The 24,755-nt window shown below is 49.1% G+C and carries 29 protein-coding genes and 1 pseudogene; all 30 read right to left on the bottom strand.

From position 1 onward, the window contains the following. Nucleotides 1-10: 10 nt before the first annotated feature. Complete coding sequence (gene rpmJ / locus AC0L4K_RS20770; RefSeq protein WP_083935407.1) at nt 11-127, bottom strand: 50S ribosomal protein L36; 117 nt, start codon at nt 125-127, stop codon at nt 11-13. 24 nt (nt 128-151) lie between these two features. Next, a pseudogene (gene secY, locus AC0L4K_RS20765) lies at nt 152-1,481 on the bottom strand (preprotein translocase subunit SecY). Further along, a complete protein-coding gene (gene rplO, locus AC0L4K_RS20760; protein WP_417227720.1) occupies nt 1,482-1,916 on the bottom strand; it encodes a 50S ribosomal protein L15 in 435 nt (144 codons plus the stop codon). A 10-nt stretch (nt 1,917-1,926) separates the two neighbouring features. Next, nucleotides 1,927-2,109, bottom strand: a complete 183-nt coding sequence (gene rpmD, locus AC0L4K_RS20755; protein WP_126159351.1) for a 50S ribosomal protein L30 — start codon at nt 2,107-2,109, stop codon at nt 1,927-1,929. A gap of 6 nt (nt 2,110-2,115) precedes the next feature. After that, nucleotides 2,116-2,616 (bottom strand): 30S ribosomal protein S5, encoded by a 501-nt coding sequence (gene rpsE, locus AC0L4K_RS20750; protein ID WP_417227721.1) that lies wholly within the window; start codon nt 2,614-2,616, stop codon nt 2,116-2,118. Between the two features lie 11 nt (nt 2,617-2,627). Then, nucleotides 2,628-2,978, bottom strand: a complete 351-nt coding sequence (gene rplR / locus AC0L4K_RS20745) for a 50S ribosomal protein L18 (RefSeq protein ID WP_126159349.1) — start codon at nt 2,976-2,978, stop codon at nt 2,628-2,630. 9 nt (nt 2,979-2,987) lie between these two features. Further along, nucleotides 2,988-3,521 (bottom strand): 50S ribosomal protein L6, encoded by a 534-nt coding sequence (gene rplF / locus AC0L4K_RS20740; protein ID WP_417227722.1) that lies wholly within the window; start codon nt 3,519-3,521, stop codon nt 2,988-2,990. An 11-nt stretch (nt 3,522-3,532) separates the two neighbouring features. Then, nucleotides 3,533-3,925, bottom strand: a complete 393-nt coding sequence (rpsH, locus tag AC0L4K_RS20735) for a 30S ribosomal protein S8 (RefSeq protein ID WP_215953576.1) — start codon at nt 3,923-3,925, stop codon at nt 3,533-3,535. Nucleotides 3,926-3,993: 68 nt separating this feature from the next. Continuing rightward, nucleotides 3,994-4,299 carry a 30S ribosomal protein S14 gene (gene rpsN / locus AC0L4K_RS20730; protein WP_215953575.1) on the bottom strand — a complete coding sequence of 102 codons (306 nt, stop codon included), beginning with the start codon at nt 4,297-4,299 and terminating at the stop codon, nt 3,994-3,996. Between the two features lie 10 nt (nt 4,300-4,309). Beyond that, entirely contained in the window at nt 4,310-4,849 is a 540-nt protein-coding gene (gene rplE / locus AC0L4K_RS20725) for a 50S ribosomal protein L5 (RefSeq protein WP_091361841.1), read from the bottom strand. A gap of 14 nt (nt 4,850-4,863) precedes the next feature. Continuing rightward, nucleotides 4,864-5,181, bottom strand: coding sequence for a 50S ribosomal protein L24 (gene rplX, locus AC0L4K_RS20720; RefSeq protein ID WP_417227723.1), 318 nt, complete (start codon nt 5,179-5,181; stop codon nt 4,864-4,866). A gap of 103 nt (nt 5,182-5,284) precedes the next feature. Then, the gene (gene rplN / locus AC0L4K_RS20715) at nt 5,285-5,653 is read right to left on the bottom strand and encodes a 50S ribosomal protein L14 (protein WP_126159344.1); all 369 of its coding nucleotides are present in this window, start codon (nt 5,651-5,653) and stop codon (nt 5,285-5,287) included. An 83-nt stretch (nt 5,654-5,736) separates the two neighbouring features. Beyond that, complete coding sequence (gene rpsQ / locus AC0L4K_RS20710; protein ID WP_091361846.1) at nt 5,737-6,000, bottom strand: 30S ribosomal protein S17; 264 nt, start codon at nt 5,998-6,000, stop codon at nt 5,737-5,739. A gap of 2 nt (nt 6,001-6,002) precedes the next feature. Continuing rightward, on the bottom strand, nt 6,003-6,194 hold the full coding sequence (gene rpmC / locus AC0L4K_RS20705; RefSeq protein WP_126159343.1) for a 50S ribosomal protein L29: 192 nt from the start codon (nt 6,192-6,194) through the stop codon (nt 6,003-6,005). After that, nucleotides 6,194-6,607: a 50S ribosomal protein L16 gene (rplP, locus tag AC0L4K_RS20700; RefSeq protein WP_215953573.1), complete on the bottom strand. Its 414-nt coding sequence runs from the start codon at nt 6,605-6,607 to the stop codon at nt 6,194-6,196. The genes rpmC and rplP overlap by 1 nt, the downstream gene beginning before the upstream one ends. A 12-nt stretch (nt 6,608-6,619) precedes the next feature. Further along, the gene (gene rpsC, locus AC0L4K_RS20695) at nt 6,620-7,306 is read right to left on the bottom strand and encodes a 30S ribosomal protein S3 (RefSeq protein WP_215953572.1); all 687 of its coding nucleotides are present in this window, start codon (nt 7,304-7,306) and stop codon (nt 6,620-6,622) included. An 11-nt stretch (nt 7,307-7,317) separates the two neighbouring features. Next, the gene (gene rplV / locus AC0L4K_RS20690) at nt 7,318-7,650 is read right to left on the bottom strand and encodes a 50S ribosomal protein L22 (RefSeq protein ID WP_091361855.1); all 333 of its coding nucleotides are present in this window, start codon (nt 7,648-7,650) and stop codon (nt 7,318-7,320) included. A gap of 15 nt (nt 7,651-7,665) precedes the next feature. After that, nucleotides 7,666-7,941 (bottom strand): 30S ribosomal protein S19, encoded by a 276-nt coding sequence (rpsS, locus tag AC0L4K_RS20685; RefSeq protein WP_215953571.1) that lies wholly within the window; start codon nt 7,939-7,941, stop codon nt 7,666-7,668. 15 nt (nt 7,942-7,956) lie between these two features. Next, entirely contained in the window at nt 7,957-8,784 is an 828-nt protein-coding gene (gene rplB / locus AC0L4K_RS20680) for a 50S ribosomal protein L2 (RefSeq protein WP_417227724.1), read from the bottom strand. A 14-nt stretch (nt 8,785-8,798) separates the two neighbouring features. After that, nucleotides 8,799-9,095, bottom strand: coding sequence for a 50S ribosomal protein L23 (rplW, locus tag AC0L4K_RS20675; RefSeq protein WP_124927543.1), 297 nt, complete (start codon nt 9,093-9,095; stop codon nt 8,799-8,801). Next, nucleotides 9,092-9,697: a 50S ribosomal protein L4 gene (rplD, locus tag AC0L4K_RS20670; RefSeq protein WP_417227725.1), complete on the bottom strand. Its 606-nt coding sequence runs from the start codon at nt 9,695-9,697 to the stop codon at nt 9,092-9,094. The genes rplW and rplD overlap by 4 nt, the downstream gene beginning before the upstream one ends. Nucleotides 9,698-9,708: 11 nt before the next feature. Next, nucleotides 9,709-10,347 (bottom strand): 50S ribosomal protein L3, encoded by a 639-nt coding sequence (gene rplC, locus AC0L4K_RS20665; protein ID WP_303580328.1) that lies wholly within the window; start codon nt 10,345-10,347, stop codon nt 9,709-9,711. A gap of 102 nt (nt 10,348-10,449) precedes the next feature. Beyond that, nucleotides 10,450-10,761, bottom strand: a complete 312-nt coding sequence (rpsJ, locus tag AC0L4K_RS20660; RefSeq protein WP_036511965.1) for a 30S ribosomal protein S10 — start codon at nt 10,759-10,761, stop codon at nt 10,450-10,452. Between the two features lie 423 nt (nt 10,762-11,184). Beyond that, a complete protein-coding gene (gene tuf, locus AC0L4K_RS20655) occupies nt 11,185-12,408 on the bottom strand; it encodes an elongation factor Tu (RefSeq protein ID WP_473267722.1) in 1,224 nt (407 codons plus the stop codon). Between the two features lie 30 nt (nt 12,409-12,438). After that, nucleotides 12,439-14,529, bottom strand: coding sequence for an elongation factor G (gene fusA / locus AC0L4K_RS20650; RefSeq protein ID WP_473267731.1), 2,091 nt, complete (start codon nt 14,527-14,529; stop codon nt 12,439-12,441). Nucleotides 14,530-14,547: 18 nt separating this feature from the next. Further along, nucleotides 14,548-15,018, bottom strand: a complete 471-nt coding sequence (gene rpsG / locus AC0L4K_RS20645) for a 30S ribosomal protein S7 (protein WP_126159334.1) — start codon at nt 15,016-15,018, stop codon at nt 14,548-14,550. A gap of 144 nt (nt 15,019-15,162) precedes the next feature. After that, on the bottom strand, nt 15,163-15,537 hold the full coding sequence (gene rpsL / locus AC0L4K_RS20640) for a 30S ribosomal protein S12 (protein WP_126159333.1): 375 nt from the start codon (nt 15,535-15,537) through the stop codon (nt 15,163-15,165). Nucleotides 15,538-15,756: 219 nt separating this feature from the next. Next, nucleotides 15,757-19,983 carry a DNA-directed RNA polymerase subunit beta' gene (gene rpoC, locus AC0L4K_RS20635; RefSeq protein ID WP_473267730.1) on the bottom strand — a complete coding sequence of 1,409 codons (4,227 nt, stop codon included), beginning with the start codon at nt 19,981-19,983 and terminating at the stop codon, nt 15,757-15,759. Nucleotides 19,984-20,055: 72 nt separating this feature from the next. Continuing rightward, nucleotides 20,056-24,156: a DNA-directed RNA polymerase subunit beta gene (gene rpoB / locus AC0L4K_RS20630; RefSeq protein WP_473267728.1), complete on the bottom strand. Its 4,101-nt coding sequence runs from the start codon at nt 24,154-24,156 to the stop codon at nt 20,056-20,058. Between the two features lie 172 nt (nt 24,157-24,328). Next, the gene (gene rplL / locus AC0L4K_RS20625; protein WP_303581937.1) at nt 24,329-24,703 is read right to left on the bottom strand and encodes a 50S ribosomal protein L7/L12; all 375 of its coding nucleotides are present in this window, start codon (nt 24,701-24,703) and stop codon (nt 24,329-24,331) included. Between the last annotated feature and the right edge of the window lie 52 nt (nt 24,704-24,755).

The raw sequence follows: 24,755 nt of genomic DNA, 5'->3' as shown, positions 1-24,755 counted from the left end.
CAGGCGTTAATTAACCCTGGCGCTGCTTGTGTCGTGGTTCAACTTTGCAGATAACCCGCAGAGTACCGTTACGACGTACGATCTTGCAGTTACGGCAGATCTTCTTAACTGATGCACGTACTTTCATGATCAACTCCAAATAGCAGGGATGCTAGCGCAGCAGGCCAGCACCGCCTCCTTTAAGATTCGACTTCTTCATCAGGGATTCATACTGATGGGACATCAAATGAGATTGTACTTGAGCCATGAAATCCATCACAACAACAACCACAATCAGCAGTGACGTACCACCGAAGTAGAAAGGTACATTCCAGGCTACCACCAGGAACTGAGGCATCAGAGATACCGCAGTGATGTACAGAGCGCCAAACAGTGTCAGGCGGCCCAGTACGTTATCGATGTACTTAGCAGATTGCTCCCCTGGGCGAATACCCGGGATGAATGCACCAGACTTCTTCAGGTTATCAGCTACATCTTTTGGATTGAAAACAATCGCTGTGTAGAAGTAACAGAAGAAAATGATACATACCGAAAACAACAGGATATACAGCGGCTGACCCGGGCCCAGCGCAAGTGCGATATCCTGTAGCAGCTCCATGCCTTCAGTTTGACCAAACCATTGGCCAAGTGACGCAGGGAACAGCAGAATGCTTGAAGCGAAGATCGGCGGAATAACACCAGCCATATTCACCTTTAACGGCAAATGACTGGACTGCGCAGCATACATGCGACGACCCTGTTGGCGCTTCGCATAGTTAATGGTGATACGGCGTTGACCGCGCTCCATGAACACTACAGAAGCCGACAGTGGCAACCGCCAGCACAGCAATGGCCAGCAACGCCAGGATATTAAGATCCCCCTGACGCGCTGATTCAAAGGACTGACCGATAGCACTAGGCAAACCGGCCACAATACCAGAGAAGATCAGAATCGAAATACCGTTACCGATACCCCGCTCAGTCACCTGCTCACCCAACCACATCAAGAACACTGCACCTGCAACCAGTGTGACAACCGCTACAAAGTAGAAGTTGAAATCTGCTGCAAAGGCAACGCCTTGGTTAGCAAGGCCGACCGCCATACCGAACGACTGTACTGTCGCTAGGATAACGGTACCGTAACGTGTGTACTGATTGATCTTCCGACGACCAGCCTCACCCTCTTTCTTGAGTTGCGCAAGCGTCGGGCTGACTACCGTCATCAGCTGCATAATAATCGATGCAGAAATGTACGGCATAATACCCAAAGCAAGGATACTCATCCGTTCCAAAGCACCACCGGAGAACATGTTAAACATGCTCAAAATAGTGCCCTGATTCTGATCAAAGAGTGCAGCTAGACGATCAGGATTGATACCAGGTACCGGAATATGTGCACCGATACGGTATACAACGATCGCAATCAAAACGAACAACAAACGAGATTTAAGCTCGCCTAAGCCGTTCTGTACGCCTGCTGGTACTGGTCCTTTCTTAGCCATTTATTCCTCGACTTTTCCGCCTGCAGCTTCAATTGCAGCAAGAGCGCCTTTGGTCACTTTAAGACCTTTAACGGTAACTGCTTTGTTGATCTCACCAGAAAGAATCACGCGCGCACGCTTGATGCTGTCTTTGATGATATCCGCTTTTTTCAGTGCATCCAGATCGATTACGTCAGCATCAATCTTAGCCAGCTCGTTCAGGCGAATTTCTGCAACGAATGCAGCCTGACGAGAGGTAAAACCGAACTTAGGCAGACGACGCTGCAACGGCATTTGGCCGCCTTCGAAACCTGGTTTCACTGAACCGCCGGAGCGGGATTTCTGACCCTTATGGCCACGACCGCCGGTTTTACCCAGGCCGGAACCAATACCGCGGCCTACACGCTTAGGAGCATGTTTAGAACCTTCGGCAGGACTCAGTGTATTAAGACGCATAATGAGCTCCTTATTCGCCTTCTACACGAACCATGTAGTTAACTTTGTTGATCATACCGCGTACAGAAGGAGTGTCTTCCACTACTACGGTGTGACCGATACGGCGCAGACCCAGACCCTGGACGCACAATTTGTGCTTAGGCAGGATACCGATGGTGCTGCGAACAAGTGTTACCTTGAGAGTAGATGCCATCGTTGATTACCCCAGGATGTCTTCTACGGACTTACCACGCTTAGCAGCAACATCTTCAGGAGATGTCATGCTAGCAAGACCGTTGATTGTTGCGCGAACAACGTTGACTGGGTTTGTAGAGCCGTAGCACTTAGCCAGTACGTTGTGAACACCTGCAATTTCCAGTACAGCACGCATCGCGCCACCGGCGATTACACCAGTACCTTCAGATGCAGGCTGCATGTATACCTTAGAAGCACCGTGACGGGCTTTAATAGGGTATTGCAGAGTTGTGCCGTTTAGATCAACAGTGATCATATTACGACGCGCTTGTTCCATCGCTTTTTGAATCGCCGCAGGTACTTCACGTGCTTTACCGCGACCGAAGCCTACGCGGCCATTACCGTCGCCAACAACAGTCAAAGCGGTGAAACCGAAGATACGACCACCCTTAACTACTTTGGCAACACGGTTAACCTGTACAAGTTTCTCTTGTAGGTCACCGTCTTTCTGTTCGTGATTTGCCATTGTCAAACCCCTTAGAATTCCAGGCCGCCTTCACGGGCTGCATCTGCCAACGCTTTAACTCGTCCGTGGTATTTAAACCCAGAACGGTCGAAAGCAACCTTAGTCACGCCAGCGTCTTTTGCGCGCTGAGCGATCAGTGTGCCTACTTTAGTAGCGGCATCAGTGTTACCAGTAGTATCACTACGCAGGTCTTTTTCTACAGTTGATGCTGCAGCCAGAACCTGACCACCATCAGCAGAGATAACCTGTGCATAGATGTGACGTGGTGTACGGGTTACACACAGACGTACTGCGCCCAGTTCACGCATTTTGTAACGGGCACGGCGGGCACGGCGAATACGAGATGTTTTCTTTTCGTTCATGACCCTACCTTACTTCTTCTTAGCTTCTTTACGGCGAACGAATTCGTCAGCGTAACGTACACCCTTACCTTTGTAAGGCTCTGGTGGACGGAAAGCACGAATTTCTGCTGCAGCTTGGCCCAGCGCCTGCTTATCGGCTGATGTCAGCACGATAGTTGTCTGGCCTTCCATTGCAGCTGCAACACCTTCAGGCAGCTTATAATCGATTGGGTGAGAGAAACCCAGAGTTAGGCTCAACGTATTGCCGTTTGCAGCAGCACGATAACCAACACCCTGAAGCAATAGTTTCTTAGTGAAACCGGTGCTTACACCAACAACCATGTTATTAACCAAAGAGCGAACAGTACCGGCCAGCGCGTTAGCAGTTTTGCTGCCATTGCGTGCGGCGAACTTCAGCACGTTATCTTCTGTGGTTACTTCTACAGACGGGTGAACAGACAGACCCAGGGCACCGTTACCGCCCTTTACATTGATCTGCTGACCATCAACCTTAGCTTCAACACCTGCCGGTAGGACAACGGGACTTTTAGCAACTCGAGACATATTTCCAGCTCCTAGAATACCGTACAGATGACTTCGCCACCGATACCGGCAGCACGGGCAGCACGATCAGTCATCACACCACGAGAAGTGGATACGATAGCTACGCCTAATCCGCCAGATACTTTAGGCAGCTCATTAGCGCCTCGGTATACACGCAGACTTGGACGGCTAACTCGCTGGATAGACTCAATAACCGGCTTGCCTTCAAAGTATTTCAGTTCAACAGTCATCACTGGCTTGCCTTCACCTTCGACGGCGAAGTCAGCAATGTAACCTTCCTCTTTCAAAACTGCAGCAACAGAGGCTTTCAGCTTAGAAGCAGGCATAGTTACAGCTGATTTCTCAGCCATATGACCATTACGAATACGGGTTAGCATATCCGCAAGAGTGTCTTGCATACTCATGGTTTATTTTCCTTTGTGCAGCGCAATGCGGTAGCAGGATGGGAATCATCCTGCCCAGACCATTGTGCTTACCAACTTGCTTTTTTCAGGCCCGGCACATCACCACGCATTGCAGCTTCACGCAGTTTGATCCGACTTAGACCAAATTTACGGTAAACAGCGTGTGGACGACCTGTAACCTGACAACGACGCACCTGGCGAACCGGGTTAGCGTCACGCGGTAGCTTTTGCAGAGCTACCTGGGCATCCCAAACTTCATCTTCAGATGAAGCAGGGTTTTTAACGATTGCTTTAAGAGCGGCACGCTTTTCAGCATACTTAGCAACCATTTTTGCGCGTTTTGATTCGCGCGCTTTCATACATACCTTAGCCATTTCTCTACCCTTACTTTTTGAATGGGAAGTTGAGGGCTGCCAGCAGGGCACGACCTTCGTCGTTAGTGCGAGCAGTGGTGGTGATGGTAATATCCATACCACGCAGCTTATCTACCTTATCGTATTCGATTTCAGGGAAGATGATCTGCTCTTTCACGCCCATGCTGTAGTTACCACGACCATCAAAAGATTTCGGGTTCAGGCCACGGAAGTCACGAATACGTGGGATCGAGATATCAACCAGACGGTCAAGGAATTCCCACATACGCTCACCGCGCAGGGTTACCTTGCAACCAATTGGCCAACCTTCACGAACCTTGAAGCCTGCAATAGATTTGCGGGCCAGGGTTACAACAGGTTTTTGACCTGCAATTGCCTGCATTTCTGCAACGGCATTATCCAGCTGTTTCTTATCACCAAGCGCTTCACCAACACCCATGTTCAGGGTGATTTTGGTCAGACGTGGTACAGCCATCACGTTAGGACAGCTCAAATCGTCTTTCAACTGCTGCTTAACGGACTCGTTATAGAGTGCTTTTAATCTAGACATGGCATCAACTCCTATTACTTAGCGATAACTTCGCCGTTGGATTTGAAGATCCGGACTTTGTTGCCATCTTCCAGAACTTTGAAACCAACACGGTCACCTTTACCGGTAGCAGAGTTGAAAATAGCGATGTTAGATACTGCAATCGCTGCTTCTTTCTCTACGATACCGCCAGCTTTACCCAGCATTGGGTTAGGCTTGGTGTGTTTCTTAACCATGTTGATGCCAGACACGATCAGACGGTCATTAGCAAGAATACGCAGAACTTTGCCGCGCTTGCCTTTGTCTCTGCCTGCAATAACGATTACTTCGTCGTTACGAATTATTTTACGCATTAATTATCCATCCTTTCCTACTACCCTCTCATGCTTAAAAACGCCAAGCCCTTTCGAGCTTAGCGTTTTTGCATAAATCCTGACTTGCGAAAGCCGGGATTCTTTATAGCACTTCAGGCGCCAGGGAAATGATTTTCATAAACTTCTCTGAGCGAAGTTCACGAGTTACTGGGCCAAAGATACGAGTACCGATAGGCGCGGAGTTGGCGTTCAATAAAACCGCTGAGTTTGTGTCAAAGCGAATGATTGAACCGTCCGGGCGCCGAACACCTTTACGGGTACGTACCACAACAGCATTAAGGACCTGACCTTTTTTCACCTTACCGCGAGGAATTGCTTCCTTAACAGTAACTTTGATGATGTCACCTACACCGGCATAACGACGGTGTGAGCCACCCAGGACCTTGATACACTGTACTCGCTTGGCGCCGCTGTTATCAGCAACATCAAGCATAGATTCTGTTTGAATCATGGGTCTCTACTCCAAAATTCAGACTGTTTTCTTTGCCCTTTAGGGCCCAAAAAACAGCCTGCCAGAAGCAAAGGTGCGTTATATTACACCTTTACTGCCTGTTCTTCAATCTTAACTAGCGTCCAAGACTTACTTTTTGAAAGCGGACGGGATTCAGCAACAGTCACTGTATCTCCCATCTGACATTCATTCTGTTCGTCGTGCGCATGCAGCTTAGTGGAGCGAGTTACGAATTTCCCGTAGATCGGGTGCTTCTCTTTACGCTCTACCAGAACGGTAATAGTTTTGTCAGCTTTATTGCTGATAACTTTACCGGTCACAGTACGTGTACGTTTTTCTGCGGCCATTATTAGTTACCTGCTTTCTGATTCAGTACGGTCTTAACGCGCGCGATATCGCGACGCACCTGACCCAGCATATGATTCTGAGTCAGCTGACCAGTTGCTTTCTGCATACGCAGATTGAACTGATCCTTCAGAAGACCCAGCAAAGTTTGCTGGAGTTCTTCAGCGGATTGTTCGCGCAGTTCAGTTGCATTCATCACATCACCGTCCGTTTAACAATAGTGGTTGCCAGCGGCAGTTTCGCCGCAGCTAGGTTGAATGCTTCAGTAGCCAACTCATCAGGCACACCGCTCATTTCGAACAGTACTTTACCTGGTTTGATCTGGCATACCCAGTATTCAACACTACCCTTACCTTTACCCATCCGTACTTCAAGCGGCTTACCTGTGATTGGCTTGTCCGGGAACACGCGAATCCAGATTTTACCGCCACGCTTTACGTGACGAGTCATAGTACGACGAGCAGCTTCGATCTGGCGAGCTGTAATACGGCCACGTTCTGTCGCTTTCAGTGCAATTTCACCAAAACTAACAGTACCACCGCGCTCGGCCAGACCGCGGTTGCGGCCTTTCATAACCTTGCGGAATTTAAGTCTCTTAGGTTGCAGCATTGATAATTACCCCTACTTTGAACCTTTCTTCTTAGGTTGAGCATTTCTCTGAGCGCGTACTTCTTCAATACCACCCAGAATCTCACCTTTAAAGATCCAGACTTTAATGCCAAGCACACCGTATGTAGTGTGCGCCTCGTAAGTACCGTAATCGATGTCAGCACGCAGGGTGTGCAATGGCACACGACCTTCGCGGTACCATTCAGACCGTGCAATCTCTGCACCGCCCAGACGGCCACCAACCTGAATCTTGATACCTTCAGCACCCTGACGCATAGCATTCTGTACAGAACGCTTCATGGCACGGCGGAACATAACACGACGTTCCAGCTGGCTTGCGACACTTTGTGCAACTAGTTTGGCATCTAGATCTGGTTTACGGATCTCTTCGATGTTGATGTGAACCGGAACGCCCATCATTTTAGAACAAGCGTTACGCAGTTTTTCTACATCTTCACCTTTCTTACCAATAACAATGCCTGGACGGGCAGTGAAAATGGTAATTTTTGCATTCTGTGCAGGCCGCTCAATTTCGATGCGGCTAACAGATGCTGCTTTTAACTCGCCTTCCAGATACTCACGTACCTTAAGGTCGTTCAACAGCTTATTAGCGTATTCGTTCTTGTCTGCATACCACACCGAAGTGTGATCTTTTACAATTCCAAGTCGAATACCTGTTGGATGTACCTTCTGACCCATAGTGGTATCTCCTAGCAGTCAGCTACCTTAACGGTGATGTGGGAGGTGCGCTTCAAAATACGGTCAGCGCGACCTTTCGCACGCGGTCTTATGCGCTTCATGGTCATACCTTCATCAACGAAGATTTGTGAAACGCGTAGCTCGTCAATATCAGCACCTTCGTTATGCTCTGCGTTAGCAATAGCAGACTCAAGTACCTTCTTAACTAGCACCGCACCTTTTTGAGGGCTGAAAGCCAAAATATTCAGGGCTTCACCCACCGCCTTTCCGCGGATTTGATCGGCAACCAAACGCGCTTTCTGAGCGGAGATATGGGCGCCTTTGTGCTTAGCGGCTACTTCCATTTTCTTAACTCCCGATTAGCGTTTAGCTTTCTTATCTGCTGCATGACCCTTATACGTACGGGTAGCGGCAAACTCGCCTAATTTATGACCAACCATATCCTCGGTGACAAACACCGGTACGTGCTGACGGCCATTATGAACTGCAATCGTCAGTCCTACGAAGTTTGGAAAAACTGTAGAACGGCGAGACCAAGTTTTGATCGGACGACGATCATTGGCCTCAACTGCAGCTTCTACCTTTTTCAACAGGTGAAGGTCGATAAAAGGACCTTTCTTCAGTGAACGTGGCACAGCTGTATCCTCTGATTATTTCGCTTGACGACGGCGTACGATCATCTTATCGGTACGCTTATTCGAACGAGTTTTCTTACCTTTAGTCGGTACGCCCCATGGTGTCACAGGATGACGACCACCAGATGTACGACCTTCACCACCACCATGTGGGTGATCGACTGGGTTCATCGCCACACCACGAACGGTAGGACGAACACCACGCCAGCGCGTAGCACCAGCTTTACCTAGACGACGTAGAGAGTGCTCGGAATTACCGACCTCACCCAGTGTCGCGCAGCAGTCAACCAACACTTTACGCATTTCGCCTGAACGCAGACGCAAAGTTGCATGAGCACCTTCACGAGCAATCAACTGTGCGGAAGTACCAGCAGAACGTGCAATTTGAGCACCCTTACCTGGTTTCATCTCGATACAGTGAATAACGCTACCGACAGGGATGTTACGCAGTGGCAAACAGTTACCTGGTTTAATATCAGCATTCTGACCAGATATCAGAGAATCACCAGCCTTAACGCCTTTAGGGGCGATAATGTAGCGACGCTCACCGTCAGCGTACATCAGCAGAGCGATGTGCGCGGAGCGGTTTGGATCATATTCCAGACGCTCAACGGTAGCAGGGATATCCAGCTTGTTGCGACGGAAATCAATAACACGGTAATGTTGCTTATGACCGCCACCAATGTGACGAGTCGTAATGCGACCATAGGTGTTACGACCACCGGTTTTGCTTTTCTTTTCGACCAGAGCAGCGTGTGGCTTACCCTTGTGCAGATCAGGTGTAGTCACCTTAACTACATGACGGCGCCCAGCGGAGGTCGGTTTAGATTTAACAATAGCCATAATTCAAACCCCTCTTATTCGCCATCGATAAAGTCGATGTCGTGACCGTCTGCCAGACATACATATGCCTTACGAACGTCAGAGCGCTTACCCATACCGCGCTGAGTGCGCTTGGTTTTGCCCTTAACGTTAACAACGTTCACGCCAGTTACTTTTACGTCGAACAACTGCTCAACAGCCTTCTTGATTTCAGGCTTAGTTGCATCAGCTGAGACGCGGAATACAACCTGCTGAGAACCTTCAGCAACAATTGTTGCTTTCTCAGAGATATGCGGGCCTAGCAGTACTTGATAGATGCGTCCTTCGTTCATGCTAACGCCTCCTCAATTTTCTTGAGAGCAGCAACAGTCACAACAACCTTCTCAAAACCAACCAGGCTGACAGGATCGATGCCAGCTGCATCACGAACGTCAACGTGTGGTACGTTGCGTGCGGCTAGATACAGATTCTGCTCTACGTCTTCTGTGATCAACAGCGCGTTAGTCAGCTCAAGCTCAGCGAGCTTAGCGACGAACTGCTTAGTCTTAGGCGCGTCGACTTGGAAGTTATCAACAACAACCAAACGCTCCTGACGTACCAGCTCAGACAAGATGCAACGCATCGCAGCGCGATACATTTTCTTGTTAACTTTTTGAGCGTGGTCACGCGGCTGAGCAGCGAATGTTACGCCACCTGTACGCCACAAAGGACTACGAATAGTACCGGCACGTGCACGGCCAGTACCTTTTTGACGCCATGGCTTAGCACCACCACCGCTTACAGCGGCGCGGTTTTTCTGAGCCTTGGTGCCTTGACGACCACCGGCCAGGTATGCCGTAACAACCTGATGAACCAGTGATTCATTGAATTCTTTACCAAATGCTAGATCGGAAACTTCTACGCTTCCTCCAGCTCCTGCAAGATTCAGATTCATTTCAAACCCCCTCAGGCACCAGCTTTAACAGCTGATTTAACGATTACGTCGCCGCCAGTAGCACCAGGTACAGCACCTTTCACTAACAGCAGATTGCGCTCGGCATCGATGCGAACAACTTCTAGGGATTGAACGGTTACACGTTCAGCACCCATGTGCCCTGCCATCTTCTTACCTTTCCACACGCGACCAGGAGTTTGACACTGACCAATAGAACCAGGAGCACGATGAGAAAGAGAGTTACCGTGTGTCGCATCCTGCATGGAGAAGTTCCAGCGCTTAATACCGCCCTGAAAACCTTTACCTTTGGATTGACCGGTTACATCAATTTTCTGACCCGCTTCAAAGCGTTCAACAGTCAGTTGATCACCAACATTTACTTCTTCGTCACCTGACAGACGGAACTCCCACAAACCACGACCTGCTTCGGTCTCTGCTTTCGCAAAGTGACCTGCAGCGGCCTTAGTAACGCGGCTAGCACGACGAGAACCTACAGTTACCTGCACAGCAGAATAACCATCAGTTTCTTCGGTCTTAACCTGTGTTACGCGGTTCGGTTCCACCTCGATGACAGTGACTGGCACAGACACGCCGTCTTCAGTGAAGACACGAGTCATACCTGCTTTACGTCCGATTAAAGATACAGACATTTTATAAACCTCACATTGCCAGTTGTGTACGGGGCTAAAACCCGCTATGGCTGCCTAAAAGGCATTCCACACGTAGATTTACTCATCTACGCAATCGTCTAATTAGCCTAAGCTAATTTGCACTTCAACACCCGCAGCAAGATCTAGCTTCATCAGTGCATCAACAGTTTTTTCTGTTGGTTCAACGATGTCTAGAACGCGTTTGTGAGTACGGATCTCATATTGGTCACGTGCATCTTTGTTCACGTGAGGAGAGATCAGAACTGTAAAACGCTCTTTGCGAGTAGGAAGCGGGATCGGACCATGCACCTGAGCACCTGTCCGCTTAGCAGTCTCAACGATCTCCTGAGCGGAAGAGTCAATCAGGCGATGATCAAAAGCCTTCAGACGGATTCTGATTTTCTGGTTTTGCATTTGACCACAATTCCTAGAATTAAAAAAAGGCTTTCGCCACCTAACCCCATTTAACGGGGTAGCGCATTCTACTTACCCTATACCCCCAAGTCAAGCCTGTATTGTTTACAAATTAAACAGCCCGCCTTTAGCGACATTCAATAGCAACAGCACTTACGCAACAAAAAGCAGACATAAAATCGCCACTTAAACAAAACAATGAGGCGAAACAACCAGGAGATCATCTATTCGATCATTTGCGGGCACGAATAAGGGCATCAATCCAAGCAAAACTTCCCAAGCAAAACTTCGTTACGCCAGAATTGATGATGTAATGCTTGATATGGGCGTACAGAATCTTTTAATACTCAACCCCGGCCATATCAAAAAATAAAAAACCACAAAAAAAGGCTCCCGAAGGAGCCTTTTTTACATCAACGAAGATTATTCGATGATTTTAGCTACAACGCCAGCACCAACAGTACGGCCGCCTTCACGGATCGCGAAGCGCAGACCTTCTTCCATTGCGATTGGGTTGATCAGGGTAACATCCATTTTGATGTTATCGCCTGGCATTACCATTTCAACGCCTTCTGGAAGCTCGCAAGCACCGGTGATGTCAGTTGTACGGAAGTAGAACTGTGGACGGTAACCTTTGAAGAATGGTGTGTGACGACCGCCTTCATCTTTTGACAGTACGTATACTTCACCTTCGAAACGAGTGTGAGGAGTGATAGTACCTGGCTTAGCCAGTACTTGACCACGTTCTACGTCATCACGCTTAGTACCACGCAGCAGCGCACCAATGTTCTCACCTGCACGACCTTCGTCAAGCAGCTTACGGAACATCTCAACACCAGTACAGGTAGTTGTTTGCGTTTCGCGAATACCGATGATTTGAATCTCTTCACCTGTCTTAACGATACCACGCTCAACACGGCCTGTTACTACAGTACCACGACCAGAGATTGAGAATACGTCCTCGATAGGCATCAGGAATGGCTGATCGATAGCACGCTCCGGCTCTGGAATGTAAGAATCCAGCGCTTCAACCAGCTTACGTACAGCAGTTGTACCCAGCTCGTTGTCATCTTCGCCGTTCAGCGCCATCAGTGCAGAACCGGCAATGATTGGTGTGTCATCACCTGGGAAGTCGTAAGTATCAAGCAGCTCACGCAGCTCCATCTCAACCAGTTCCAGCATTTCAGCGTATTCTTCAGAATCAACGCCGCCGCAATCTTCAGCCAGCAAGTCTGCTTTGTTCAGGAATACGATGATGTAAGGCACACCAACCTGACGAGACAGCAGGATGTGCTCACGAGTCTGAGGCATAGGGCCATCAGTCGCGCCACAAACCAGAATAGCACCGTCCATCTGAGCAGCACCGGTGATCATGTTTTTAACATAATCGGCGTGTCCTGGGCAGTCTACGTGTGCATAGTGACGAATAGTAGAGTCATACTCAACGTGAGAAGTCGCGATAGTGATACCACGCTCACGCTCTTCTGGAGCATTATCGATACCGTCGAATGCAACAGCTTTACCACCGAAAACTTCTGCACATACACGGGTCAGTGCTGCCGTCAGAGTTGTTTTACCGTGGTCAACGTGGCCGATTGTACCAACGTTAACGTGCGGTTTATTACGTTCAAATTGTTCTTTAGCCACGATTAATTCCTCATTAATATATTGGGCAAATTATCTTGCATTGATTACCGCTTGAGCGACGTTGTCCGACGCCTCGGCATAATCAAAGAATTCCATTGAGTAGGTTGCACGACCCTGAGTAGCCGAACGCAGGTCGGTAGCATAACCAAACATCTCGCCCAGTGGAACCTGAGCATTGATTATCTTACCTGAGCTGCAATCTTCCATACCCTGAACCAGACCACGTCGACGGTTCAGGTCACCCATCACGTCACCCATGTAATCTTCGGGCGTTACAACTTCCACCTTCATCACGGGCTCAAGCAGACAAGGACTCGCATCCTGTGCAAACTTCTTAAGCGCCTGCGAGGCAGCAATTTTAAACGCCATCTCGTTAGAGTCAACTTCATGGTAAGACCCGTCATGTAGACGAGCCTTCAGGCCGATGAGCGGATAGCCGGCAATAACGCCGTTTTTCATCTGCTCTTCGATGCCCTTCTCAATCGCAGGGATGTATTCCTTAGGAATCGCACCACCAACAATCTCATTGATAAACTCCAGCCCTTCATTTTCAGAGGGACTAAACTCAATGACCACATGACCATATTGGCCACGACCACCAGACTGACGAATAAACTTATGGTTTGCATCGACAGACTGACGGATTTTCTCGCGATAGGCTACCTGCGGCTTACCAATGTTCGCTTCCACGCTAAATTCACGCTTCATGCGATCCACCAGAATATCCAGGTGCAATTCGCCCATACCAGAGATAATTGTCTGACCGGTTTCAGGATCAGTTGCCACCCGGAAAGAGGGATCTTCCTGAGCAAGCTTGCCCAGCGCGATACCCATTTTTTCCTGGTCTGCCTGAGATCGAGGCTCAACGGCCACCGAAATTACCGGCTCAGGAAACTCCATACGCTCTAGAATGATCTTATGATCTGGAGAGCACAGAGTATCTCCGGTCGTAACATCTTTCATGCCGATCAGAGCAGCGATATCGCCAGCGCGAACCTCTTTAATCTCTTCACGGTTGTTCGCGTGCATCTGCACCATCCGTCCGACGCGCTCTTTCTTCCCTTTAACAGTATTAACAACACTGTCACCGGAAGCCAGCACACCTGAATACACCCGCACAAACGTCAGGGTACCCACGAATGGATCAGTCGCAATCTTAAAGGCCAGCGCTGCAAAAGGTGCAGAATCATCCGCTTCACGAGTTTCAAGCGTCTCATCGTCATCCAGCGTACCCTCAATTGCCTTAACTTCTATCGGCGAGGGCATATACTCAATAACGGCATCAAGCATCGCCTGTACGCCCTTGTTCTTAAATGCAGAACCCGCCTGCATGAGAACAAGGTCGTTGCCGAGGGTGCGTTGACGCAGACCTGCTTTGATCTCTTCATTGGACAACTCACCTCCTTCGAGGTACTTGTCCATCAGCTCATCGGATGCTTCTGCTGCCGCTTCAATCATCTGCTCACGCAGTTCTTCAGCTTGTTCTTGCAGCTCGGCCGGGATATCGTAAAGCTCGTAAGTCATCCCCTGATCAGCTTCATTCCACATAATGGCTTTCATGCGGATCAGATCGACAACACCGTTAAAGTCTTCCTCAGCACCGATCGGAAAGTTAATCGGCACAGCGGTTGCACCCAGGCGCTCCTTCAACTGCTCTTTGACCATGAAGAAGTCGGCACCAGCGCGGTCCATCTTGTTGACGAAAACCATGCGCGGCACTTCATACTTATCCGCCTGACGCCATACGGTCTCAGTTTGAGGCTGAACACCGGACGACGCACACAACACCACAACAGCACCATCAAGCACCCGCAGAGAACGCTCAACTTCAATGGTGAAGTCAACGTGCCCCGGAGTATCGATAATATTGACGCGATGCTGCTCAAACTGTTTACTCATGCCGCTCCAGAAACAGGTTGTCGCAGCGGAGGTGATAGTAATACCACGCTCCTGTTCCTGCTCCATCCAGTCCATGGTCGCCGCGCCATCGTGTACTTCACCGATTTTATGAGACATGCCGGTATAGAACAACACACGCTCGGTGGTCGTTGTTTTACCAGCATCAACATGGGCACAGATACCGATATTACGGTATCGGTCAATAGGCGTTTTACGAGCCAAAACTCAATCCTCAGAGACTTAGAAGCGGTAGTGAGCGAATGCTTTGTTCGCTTCAGCCATGCGGTGAACGTCTTCACGTTTCTTCACAGCTGCACCACGGCCTTCTACTGCATCACCGATTTCACCGGCCAGACGCAATGCCATGGATTTTTCACCACGCTTACGAGAAGCATCAACCAACCAACGCATAGCAAGAGCCATACGACGTGATGGACGAACTTCTACAGGCACCTGATAGGTAGCACCACCCACACGGCGAGATTTAACCTCGACCATTGGCTGGATAGCCTCAAGTGCTTTGTTGAATGATTCGATTGGATCTTCACCCGTGCGCTCACTGATTTTATCCAGCGCACCGTAAACGATCTTCTCAGCAACAGATTTCTTACCACTGATCATCAGGTGGTTAGTAAATTTTGCCAGTGTAATGTTACCGAATTTAGGATCCGGCAGGATTTCACGTTTTGCCGCAACTCTTCTTCTTGGCATGATAAGCCCCTTTATCTACAGGTCTTCAGGTTATTTCAGGAATTGATACCTGACCTTACTCTTATTGCTTGCGGTCTAGCTCTAGTTGTATAGCGGACTGTTTGCACAGTCAGTGCCGGACTTCTGTCGCCGTCCCGGAAACAATTAAGACTTAGGACGCTTGGTACCGTACTTAGAACGACCTTGTTTACGGTCGTTAACGCCACTGGTATCCAGTGCGCCACGTACTGTGTGGTAACGAACACCCGGTAAGTCTTTTACACGACCGCCACGAATCAGAACAACGGAGTGCTCCTGTAGGTTATGACCTTCACCACCGATGTAGGAAGTAACCTCGAATCCGTTAGTCAAACGAACACGACATACTTTACGCAATGCTGAGTTCGGTTTCTTAGGGGTTGTTGTATAGACGCGGGTACAAACGCCGCGGCGTTGAGGACAAGCCTGCAATGCAGGTACATCACTCTTTACCACTTTACGCTTGCGCGGCTGTCGCACCAGCTGGTTAATAGTTGCCATTAAGCAAACTCCACGCTTTATTTAAGCACCAAAAAAACAGGATTTTTTTCACTCCTGTCACGAAAGGGCCGAGATTGTACTCAATCTCGGCCCATCAGGTCAATATTCGACCAGATATTAGGCAATTCTTTTTAGATCTTTATTAGCATCTAAAGGAAAATTACCCACTATGAGCTCTGATGACAGGCCTAAAACGAATTTAGCCCTGCCCACAGCTCATTATTCTGAATCAGGCATCGCTGCCTGGTTCAACGCTTCAGTCAGTGCCAATTGAACGTCTTCTGCGCTAACAGTGACGTTATCATCAACTTTCTGAGCTTTACGCTTACGCGCTTTGTGATAAGCCAAACCAGTACCGGCTGGAATCAATCGTCCAACAACAACGTTTTCCTTCAGGCCGCGCAGATAATCTTTCTTACCGCACACTGCACCTTCGGTCAGTACTCGCGTTGTTTCCTGGAACGATGCCGCAGAGATAAAGGATTCTGTGGCCAGAGAGGCTTTGGTGATACCCAGCAGTACACGATCGTACTTAGCCGGAATCTTGCCTTCTGCTTCCAGTGCTTTGTTCTCAGCGATAACCTTGTGGTATTCAGCCTGTTCACCGTTGATGAACGAACTATCACCACTCGCGGTAATATCAACCTTACGCAGCATCTGACGCACAATAACTTCGATGTGCTTATCGTTGATGCCTACACCCTGGAGACGGTAAACGTCTTGGATTTCAGAGGTAATATACTTCGCCAGTTCAGCCACACCCTTGATACGCAAGATATCATGGGAGTTAGATGGGCCATCGGAGATGACTTCACCTTTCTGTACAACTTCACCTTCAAATACGTTCAGGTTACGCCACTTAGGAATCATGATCTCAATTGGATCTGCATTCTGTGGTGAGATGACCAAACGCTTCTTACCTTTGGTTTCTTTACCGAAGGTAATGGTACCGGAGATTTCCGCCAGGATAGACGACTCTTTCGGTTTACGCGCTTCAAACAAGTCAGCAACCCGTGGCAGACCACCGGTGATATCCTTGTTCACAGAACCTTCCTGTGGAATACGCGCCAATACATCACCGATACCCACTTCTGCACCATTGCTCAGGTTCAGAATCGCTTTCGCAGGCAACAGATACTGTGCTGCCGAATCGGTACCCGGATGGAACAAGTCATCACCCGTAGCGGCATCAACCAAACGAATCATCGGACGGATATCTTTACCCGCCGCTGGACGTACTGCCGGGTCCAGAATTTCGATAGTCGACAAACCGGTCAGTTCATCAGTTTGTTGTTTAACGGTAATACCGTCATCAATACCAACAAACTCAAGCTTACCCGCCACCTCAGAGATGATTGGGTGGGTATGCGGATCCCAGTTAGCCACAATAGCGCCGGCTTCAACACGATCGCCATCTTTAACCTTAATCACAGAACCGTAAGGCAGCTTATAACGCTCACGCTCACGACCGTGCTCATCGGTTACACCCAGCTCGCCGGAACGAGAGGTGGCTACCAGTGAACCATCTGCTTTTTCAACAGATTTCAGGTTATGCATCCGGATCTCACCGGAGTTCTTAATCTGTACGCTATCGACAGCTGCTGCCCGTGATGCCGCACCACCGATGTGGAAGGTACGCATGGTCAGCTGTGTACCCGGCTCACCGATAGACTGAGCAGCAATAACACCCACTGCCTCACCAGGGTTAACCCGATGACCACGACCCAAGTCACGACCATAACACTTAGAACACAGACCGAAGGCTGTTTCACAGGTAATCGCACTACGCACAACTACTTCATCGATAGACGAGAAGCGCTGCTCATCGTCAAGACGCTTAACCCACGCCTCGTCGATCAGGGTACCGGCTTCGATCAAGACTTCTTTACCGGTTGGATCCATCACATCTTTCGCGATAGTACGACCCAGAATACGGTAGCCCAGGCCGACCACAACATCACCGCCTTCAATCAGCGGCTGCATGACCAGACCTTCTTCAGTACCACAGTCTTCTTCAGTGATAACCAGATCCTGAGAAACGTCTACGAGACGACGCGTCAGATAACCGGAGTTCGCTGTTTTCAGTGCGGTATCCGCCAAACCTTTACGCGCACCGTGAGTTGAGATGAAGTACTGAAGTACGTTCAAACCTTCACGGAAGTTTGCGGTGATTGGCGTTTCGATGATGGAGCCATCCGGCTTCGCCATCAGACCACGCATACCCGCCAACTGACGAATCTGTGCAGCACTACCCCGAGCACCGGAGTCGGCCATCATATAAACTGAGTTGAAAGAATCCTGAGCGACTAGCTCACCATCACGGTTAAGGACTTCTTCCTTCTTCAGGTTATCCATCATCTTCTTAGCAAGAATCTCGTTGGCACGAGACCAGATATCGATAACCTTGTTGTATTTCTCGCCTTGGGTAACCAGACCGTCGGCATACTGCATCTCGATCTCTTTCACTTCAGTATCAGCTGAGGTGATGATATCGACTTTCTCATCCGGGATAACGAAGTCGTTAACACCAATAGAAGAACCGGAAACAGTTGCCTGACGGAAGCCCATGTACATCACTTGGTCAGCAAAGATAACCGTATCTTTCAAACCAACGATACGGTAAGCCGTGTTGATCAGACGCGAAATCGCTTTCTTCGTCATCGCTTGGTTTACCAGTTCAAATGGCAAACCAGTTGGCACGATATCAAACAACATAGCACGACCAACGGTCGTCTCTTTGATGCTGGTGATATGTTCTTCGTTACCTTCGATGTCGCGAATTGTCTCGCTAATACGTACTTTCACCCGTGCCTGCAGATCGACCTGCTTAGCACCGTAAGCGCGCTGAACTTCTTTGATATCAGCAAAGATAGTGCCTTCACCCTGAGCGTTAATACGATCACGGGTCATCCAGTACAGACCCAAGACCACGTCCTGAGAAGGTACGATGATTGGCTCACCGTTGGCAGGTGACAGTACGTTGTTGGTTGACATCATCAGGGCGCGGGCTTCTAGCTGCGCTTCGATAGTCAACGGTACGTGTACCGCCATCTGGTCACCGTCAAAGTCGGCGTTGTAAGCAGCACAGACCAATGGGTGCAGCTGAATCGCTTTACCTTCGATCAGTACAGGTTCAAATGCCTGAATACCCAAACGGTGAAGCGTAGGTGCCCGGTTAAGCATGATCGGATGTTCGCGGATAACTTCATCCAAGATATCCCAAACTAGCGACTCTTCACGCTCAACCATCTTCTTAGCGGCTTTAATCGTGGTTGCATAACCGCGTAGCTCTAGCTTAGAGAAGATGAATGGTTTGAACAGCTCCAGCGCCATTTTCTTAGGCAGACCACACTGATGCAAACGCAAGTATGGACCAACCACGATAACCGAACGACCAGAGTAGTCGACTCGTTTACCCAGCAAGTTCTGACGGAAACGACCCTGCTTACCCTTGATCATATCAGCCAAGGATTTCAGTGGGCGCTTGTTAGAGCCGGTGATAGCACGACCGCGACGACCGTTATCTAGCAGCGCATCAACAGATTCTTGCAACATACGTTTTTCGTTACGTACGATGATATCCGGAGCACTCAGATCAAGCAGACGCTTCAAACGGTTGTTACGGTTAATCACTCGACGGTACAGATCGTTCAGATCAGATGTCGCAAAACGACCACCATCCAGCGGTACCAATGGACGCAGATCTGGCGGCAGAACCGGCAGAACTTGGAAAATCATCCACTCAGGCTTATTGCCTGACAGATGGAAACCTTCCAACAATTTAAGACGCTTAGACAGCTTCTTAATTTTAGTTTCAGAATTCGTCGCTGGCAGCTCTTCACGCATCACCTCGATCTCTTCTACAAGATCGATCGACTTCAGCAGCTCTTGGATCGCTTCAGCACCCATACGGGCATCAAAGTCATCGCCAAACTCTTCTAGCGCTTCAAAGTACTGTTCGTCATTCATCAACTGACCACGCTCAAGCGTTGTCATACCTGGATCAATAACGACAAATGATTCGAAGTACAGGACCCGCTCAATATCACGCAGGGTCATATCCAGCATCAAACCGATACGGGATGGCAGAGACTTCAAAAACCAAATGTGTGCAACAGGCGATGCCAGCTCGATGTGACCCATACGTTCACGACGAACTTTAGCCAGTGCAACTTCAACGCCACACTTCTCACAGATTACACCACGATGCTTGAGACGCTTGTACTTGCCACACAAACACTCATAGTCTTTTACTGGACCAAAGATCTTGGCACAGAACAGACCATCACGCTCAGGCTTAAACGTACGGTAGTTAATGGTTTCTGGCTTTTTAACTTCACCAAAAGACCAAGAACGAATCATCTCAGGTGATGCCAGACCGATACGGATCGAGTCAAACTCGTCGTTCTGTCCCTGGGATTTCAACAGATTTAGTAAATCTTTCATTTCTTTCAGCTCCTCGGGGGAGTTGACCACGCAGCGGTTAATCAGCTGCGCAGTAAACTATCTGTTAAAGGGTTACTCGGATTCCAGCTCGATGTCGATACCCAGCGAGCGGATCTCTTTCACCAGCACGTTAAACGACTCTGGCATGCCCGGTTCCATACGATGATCGCCATCGACGATGTTCTTATACATCTTCGTACGGCCATTCACGTCATCGGATTTAACCGTCAACATTTCCTGCAAGGTGTAAGCCGCACCGTATGCTTCCAGTGCCCACACTTCCATCTCACCGAATCGCTGACCACCGAACTGCGCCTTACCACCCAGCGGCTGCTGAGTAACCAGGCTGTAAGAGCCGGTAGAACGTGCGTGCATCTTGTCATCAACCAGGTGGTTAAGTTTCAGCATGTACATGTAACCAACGGTTACTGGACGGCTAAACTGATCACCGGAACGACCATCAAACAGGGTGAACTGGCCAGTGTCGCTCAGATCTGCCATACGCAGCAGCTCTTTAACTTCCGCTTCTTTCGCACCGTCAAATACTGCGGTTGCCAGCGGTACACCGCCTTTCAGGTTCTTCGCCAGCTCCATCACTTCGTCATCGCTCAGAGAGTCGATATCTTCGTGACGGCCTGACTTATAGCCACCCAGTTCGCTGTTGTAGATACGGTCAAGGAATTCGCGCAGCTCTTTAACGGTCTCTAGACGATCACGCTCTGCTTGCAGCATTGCATTGATCTTAACGCCCAAACCTTTGGCCGCCATACCCATATGAGTCTCAAGAACCTGACCTACGTTCATCCGTGACGGTACACCCAGAGGGTTCAAGACGATATCAACCGTCTCGCCGTTTTCATCATACGGCATATCTTCAACCGGCATGATAACGGAGATAACACCCTTGTTACCGTGACGTCCTGCCATCTTGTCACCCGGTTGTACGCGGCGCTTAGTGGCCACATAAACCTTAACAATCTTCAGTACGCCTGGTGCGAGGTCATCACCGGTTTGTAGCTTGTTCTTCTTGTCTTCGAACTTAGCATCCAACTCAACGCGGCTTTCTTCCAGCTGCTCTTGAGCTTTTTCAAGCATTTCCTGTGCTGACTCATCAGCAACACGAATCTTGAACCAGTCAGATTTCTTCAGTTCAGCCAACGCAGCAGAGGTAATCTCTTCGCCTTTCTGGAAGTTTGCACCACCTTCAGCTTTAAGACCACACAAGGCACGCTCAAGACGTTCAAAGGTTGCCTGTTCAACAATGCGGAACTCTTCGTTCAAATCCTTACGGATACGATTCAGTTCAGATTGCTCAATAGAGACAGCCCGCTCATCTTTAGGCACGCCGTCACGGGTAAATACCTGTACATCGATAACTTTACCGATGGTGCCGGTCTTAACACGCAGCGAAGTATCTTTAACGTCGGACGCTTTCTCACCGAAGATAGCACGTAGCAGCTTCTCTTCTGGCGTCAGCTGAGTTTCACCCTTAGGCGTTACTTTACCAACCAGAATGTCGCCAGGGCCTACTTCAGCACCGATGTGTACGATACCGGCTTCATCCAGTTTCGCCAGTGCAGACTCACCCACGTTTGGAATATCTGAAGTAATCTCTTCAGAACCCAACTTGGTATCACGGGCCACACAGGTCAGTTCCTGAATATGGATAGTCGTGAAGCGGTCTTCCTGTACAACACGTTCGGAGATCAAAATCGAGTCTTCGAAGTTGTAACCATTCCAAGGCATAAATGCGATACGCATATTCTGCCCCAGCGCCAGCTCACCCAAGTCAACGGACGGACCGTCAGCCATGATATCGCCACGCTGAACCTGCTCACCTTGGCTCACAATCGAGCGCTGGTTAATACAGGTGTTCTGGTTAGAACGGGTGTATTTAGTCAGGTTGTAGATATCTACACCCGCTTCACCCGCCGCGGTTTCTTCGTCATTAACACGGACAACAATACGGGCCGCATCAACGGCTTCAATCACACCGCCACGCTTAGCCGTTACACAAACACCGGAGTCACGGGCAACATAACGCTCCATACCAGTACCAACCAACGGCTTATCAGCACGTAATGTCGGTACAGCCTGACGCTGCATGTTTGATCCCATTAATGCGCGGTTCGCGTCATCGTGTTCAAGGAACGGAATCAGTGCCGCCGCAACCGATACTACCTGACGTGGAGATACATCCATGTAGGTAACTTTTTCCGGCGGCATAACGGTAAATTCATTTTCATGACGTACCGCAACCAACTCATCGGTTAGTTTGCGATTTTCATCCATACCAGCAGAAGCCTGAGCGATAACATGACGCCCTTCTTCAATCGCCGATAGGTATTCAATCTCATCAGTTACCTGACCATCGATCACTTTACGGTAGGGGCTTTCAAGGAAGCCGTAATCGTTAGTGCGGGCATAGGTTGCCAATGAGTTGATCAGACCGATGTTCGGTCCTTCAGGTGTTTCGATTGGACATACACGACCATAGTGGGTTGGGTGTACGTCACGTACTTCAAAGCCAGCACGTTCACGAGTCAGACCGCCAGGCCCCAATGCCGATACACGACGCTTGTGGGTGACTTCTGACAGCGGGTTGTTCTGGTCCATAAACTGAGACAGCTGAGATGAACCGAAGAACTCTTTCACGGCTGCAGCAACAGGCTTAGCGTTAATCAGATCCTGAGGCATCAGGTTATCGGATTCAGCCATGCTCAAACGTTCGCGTACCGCACGCTCAACACGTACCAGACCAACACGGAACTGGTTTTCGGCCATCTCACCAACAGAACGAATACGACGGTTACCCAGGTGATCGATATCATCGACAACACCCTTACCGTTACGAATATCGATCAGGGTTTTCATCACCGCGAGGATATCTTCTTTATCCAGCACACCAGAACCGACTTCGTCATCACGATTCAGACGACGGTTGAACTTCATCCGACCAACAGCTGACAGGTCGTAACGCTCTTCAGCGAAGAACAAGTTCTCGAACAGGTTCTCAGCAGATTCTTTGGTTGGCGGCTCGCCAGGGCGCATCATGCGGTAAATTTCTACCAACGCTTCCAACTGATTGCGGGTCGTATCGATACGCAAGGTATCAGATATAAATGGACCACAATCCAGCTCATTGGTGTACAGCGTTTCAAATGCTGTCACATCACGGCTGCGCATCAACTCGAGCACTTCTTCAGTGATCTCGCTGTTGCCTTCGCACAGCAATTCACCGGTCGTCGGATCGATAATATCTTTTGCTAATACTTTACCTAGCAGATATTCAACAGGCACTTCTAGCTGGGTAATATTATCTTTTTCGAGCTGACGGATATGACGTGGTGTAACACGACGGCCAGATTCAACCAGCACATTGCCGCTACTATCTTTAATATCAAAGGTAGCCGTTTCACCACGTAGGCGTGTTGGTACTAGCGTCATCAGAATATCATCTGCGCTCAGTACCCACTCCGTATTATCAAAGAAGGTTTCGAGGATCTCTTCAGTGGTATAACCCAGCGCGCGCAGTAAAATAGTGGCCGGCAGCTTACGACGACGGTCAATACGTACAAACAGGCTATCTTTAGGATCAAACTCGAAGTCCAACCATGAACCACGGTAAGGAATGACACGAGCAGAATACAGCAGCTTCCCAGAAGAGTGTGTTTTGCCCTTATCATGGTCGAAGAATACACCTGGCGAACGGTGCAGCTGAGATACGATTACACGCTCAGTACCGTTTACAACGAATGTACCGTTGTCGGTCATCAGCGGCATTTCGCCCATGTATACTTCTTGTTCTTTAATATCTTTGATCGCTTTATTTGAAGAATCGCGATCATAGATTACCAGGCGGACTCTTACGCGCAGTGGTGCCGCATAAGTAATACCACGCATCTGGCATTCTTTAACGTCAAAAACCGGCTCGCCCAGACGGTAACCTACATATTCCAATGCGGCATTTCCGGAATAGGAAACGATCGGGAATACGGAACTGAAAGCAGCATGCAGTCCGACATCTTTGCGGTCTGAAGAATCAGCACCCTGTTGCAGGAATTTGAAATAAGAATCCAACTGGATTGCCAATAGATATGGCACATCCATCGCTTCCGGCAGCTTTCCGAAGTCTTTACGGATGCGTTTCTTTTCAGTATATGAGTAAGCCATCTAAGTTCCCCAGCATCTACACCTGAAAAATTCAACCAAACCGAAGGAATTTTCTCGGTTTGTGAGCCGTTATCATTTGCTCTTACTAATAACGGAAAAAGGCCGGTGGCACTTTGCCACCAGCCGTAGATGTATCAGCTATCAAATAGTCTGATACGAAGCATAGCGCTGCTTACTTAACTTCAACAGTTGCGCCAGCTTCTTCCAGAGCTTTCTTAAGCTCTTCAGCTTCATCCTTGCTAACGCCTTCTTTAACGGTAGCAGGCGCGCCGTCAACCATACCTTTAGCTTCTTTCAAGCCCAGGCCAGTTGCTGCACGAACAGCTTTGATTACGTTTACTTTCTTGTCGCCAACAGCGGCCAGAACAACGTCAAATTCAGTTTGTTCTTCAGCAGCTGCACCAGCGTCACCGCCAGCAGCGCCGGCAACTGCAACAGCAGCAGCAGAAACACCGAATTTTTCTTCCATTGCTTCAACCAGCTCAACAACGTCCATTACAGACATTTCAGCGATTGCGTTCAAGATATCTTCTTTAGATAGAGACATGGTTCAATTCCTAAATATTCGAGCCTGAGGCTCTTAAACTCGTTACTTAAGC

The sequence above is a fragment of the Amphritea sp. GJ51-11 genome (assembly GCF_055808735.1).
Note: the sequence above shows the minus strand (reverse complement) of the source record. Positions and strands in the feature narration are given on the sequence as shown.

Bases quoted from the DNA above. Each gene is read 5' to 3' on its own strand.
- rpsG (WP_126159334.1), bottom strand. From the start codon at position 15,018: ATGCCAAGAAGAAGAGTTGCGGCAAAACGTGAAATCCTGCCGGATCCT.
- rpsC (WP_215953572.1), bottom strand. From the start codon at position 7,306: ATGGGTCAGAAGGTACATCCAACAGGTATTCGACTTGGAATTGTAAAA.
- rpsL (WP_126159333.1), bottom strand. From the start codon at position 15,537: ATGGCAACTATTAACCAGCTGGTGCGACAGCCGCGCAAGCGTAAAGTG.
- rplW (WP_124927543.1), bottom strand. From the start codon at position 9,095: ATGAACGAAGGACGCATCTATCAAGTACTGCTAGGCCCGCATATCTCT.
- rplE (WP_091361841.1), bottom strand. From the start codon at position 4,849: ATGTCTAGATTAAAAGCACTCTATAACGAGTCCGTTAAGCAGCAGTTG.
- rplP (WP_215953573.1), bottom strand. From the start codon at position 6,607: ATGCTGCAACCTAAGAGACTTAAATTCCGCAAGGTTATGAAAGGCCGC.
- rpmC (WP_126159343.1), bottom strand. From the start codon at position 6,194: ATGAATGCAACTGAACTGCGCGAACAATCCGCTGAAGAACTCCAGCAA.
- rpsH (WP_215953576.1), bottom strand. From the start codon at position 3,925: ATGAGTATGCAAGACACTCTTGCGGATATGCTAACCCGTATTCGTAAT.
- rpsJ (WP_036511965.1), bottom strand. From the start codon at position 10,761: ATGCAAAACCAGAAAATCAGAATCCGTCTGAAGGCTTTTGATCATCGC.
- rpsN (WP_215953575.1), bottom strand. From the start codon at position 4,299: ATGGCTAAGGTATGTATGAAAGCGCGCGAATCAAAACGCGCAAAAATG.
- rpmD (WP_126159351.1), bottom strand. From the start codon at position 2,109: ATGGCATCTACTCTCAAGGTAACACTTGTTCGCAGCACCATCGGTATC.
- rplD (WP_417227725.1), bottom strand. From the start codon at position 9,697: ATGAATCTGAATCTTGCAGGAGCTGGAGGAAGCGTAGAAGTTTCCGAT.
- rplV (WP_091361855.1), bottom strand. From the start codon at position 7,650: ATGGAAGTAGCCGCTAAGCACAAAGGCGCCCATATCTCCGCTCAGAAA.
- rplB (WP_417227724.1), bottom strand. From the start codon at position 8,784: ATGGCTATTGTTAAATCTAAACCGACCTCCGCTGGGCGCCGTCATGTA.
- rplX (WP_417227723.1), bottom strand. From the start codon at position 5,181: ATGCGTAAAATAATTCGTAACGACGAAGTAATCGTTATTGCAGGCAGA.
- rplL (WP_303581937.1), bottom strand. From the start codon at position 24,703: ATGTCTCTATCTAAAGAAGATATCTTGAACGCAATCGCTGAAATGTCT.
- rplO (WP_417227720.1), bottom strand. From the start codon at position 1,916: ATGCGTCTTAATACACTGAGTCCTGCCGAAGGTTCTAAACATGCTCCT.
- rpsQ (WP_091361846.1), bottom strand. From the start codon at position 6,000: ATGGCCGCAGAAAAACGTACACGTACTGTGACCGGTAAAGTTATCAGC.
- rplF (WP_417227722.1), bottom strand. From the start codon at position 3,521: ATGTCTCGAGTTGCTAAAAGTCCCGTTGTCCTACCGGCAGGTGTTGAA.
- rpsE (WP_417227721.1), bottom strand. From the start codon at position 2,616: ATGGCAAATCACGAACAGAAAGACGGTGACCTACAAGAGAAACTTGTA.
- rpmJ (WP_083935407.1), bottom strand. From the start codon at position 127: ATGAAAGTACGTGCATCAGTTAAGAAGATCTGCCGTAACTGCAAGATC.
- rpoB (WP_473267728.1), bottom strand. From the start codon at position 24,156: ATGGCTTACTCATATACTGAAAAGAAACGCATCCGTAAAGACTTCGGA.
- rplR (WP_126159349.1), bottom strand. From the start codon at position 2,978: ATGAACGAAAAGAAAACATCTCGTATTCGCCGTGCCCGCCGTGCCCGT.
- rpoC (WP_473267730.1), bottom strand. From the start codon at position 19,983: ATGAAAGATTTACTAAATCTGTTGAAATCCCAGGGACAGAACGACGAG.
- rplC (WP_303580328.1), bottom strand. From the start codon at position 10,347: ATGTCTGTATCTTTAATCGGACGTAAAGCAGGTATGACTCGTGTCTTC.
- rplN (WP_126159344.1), bottom strand. From the start codon at position 5,653: ATGATTCAAACAGAATCTATGCTTGATGTTGCTGATAACAGCGGCGCC.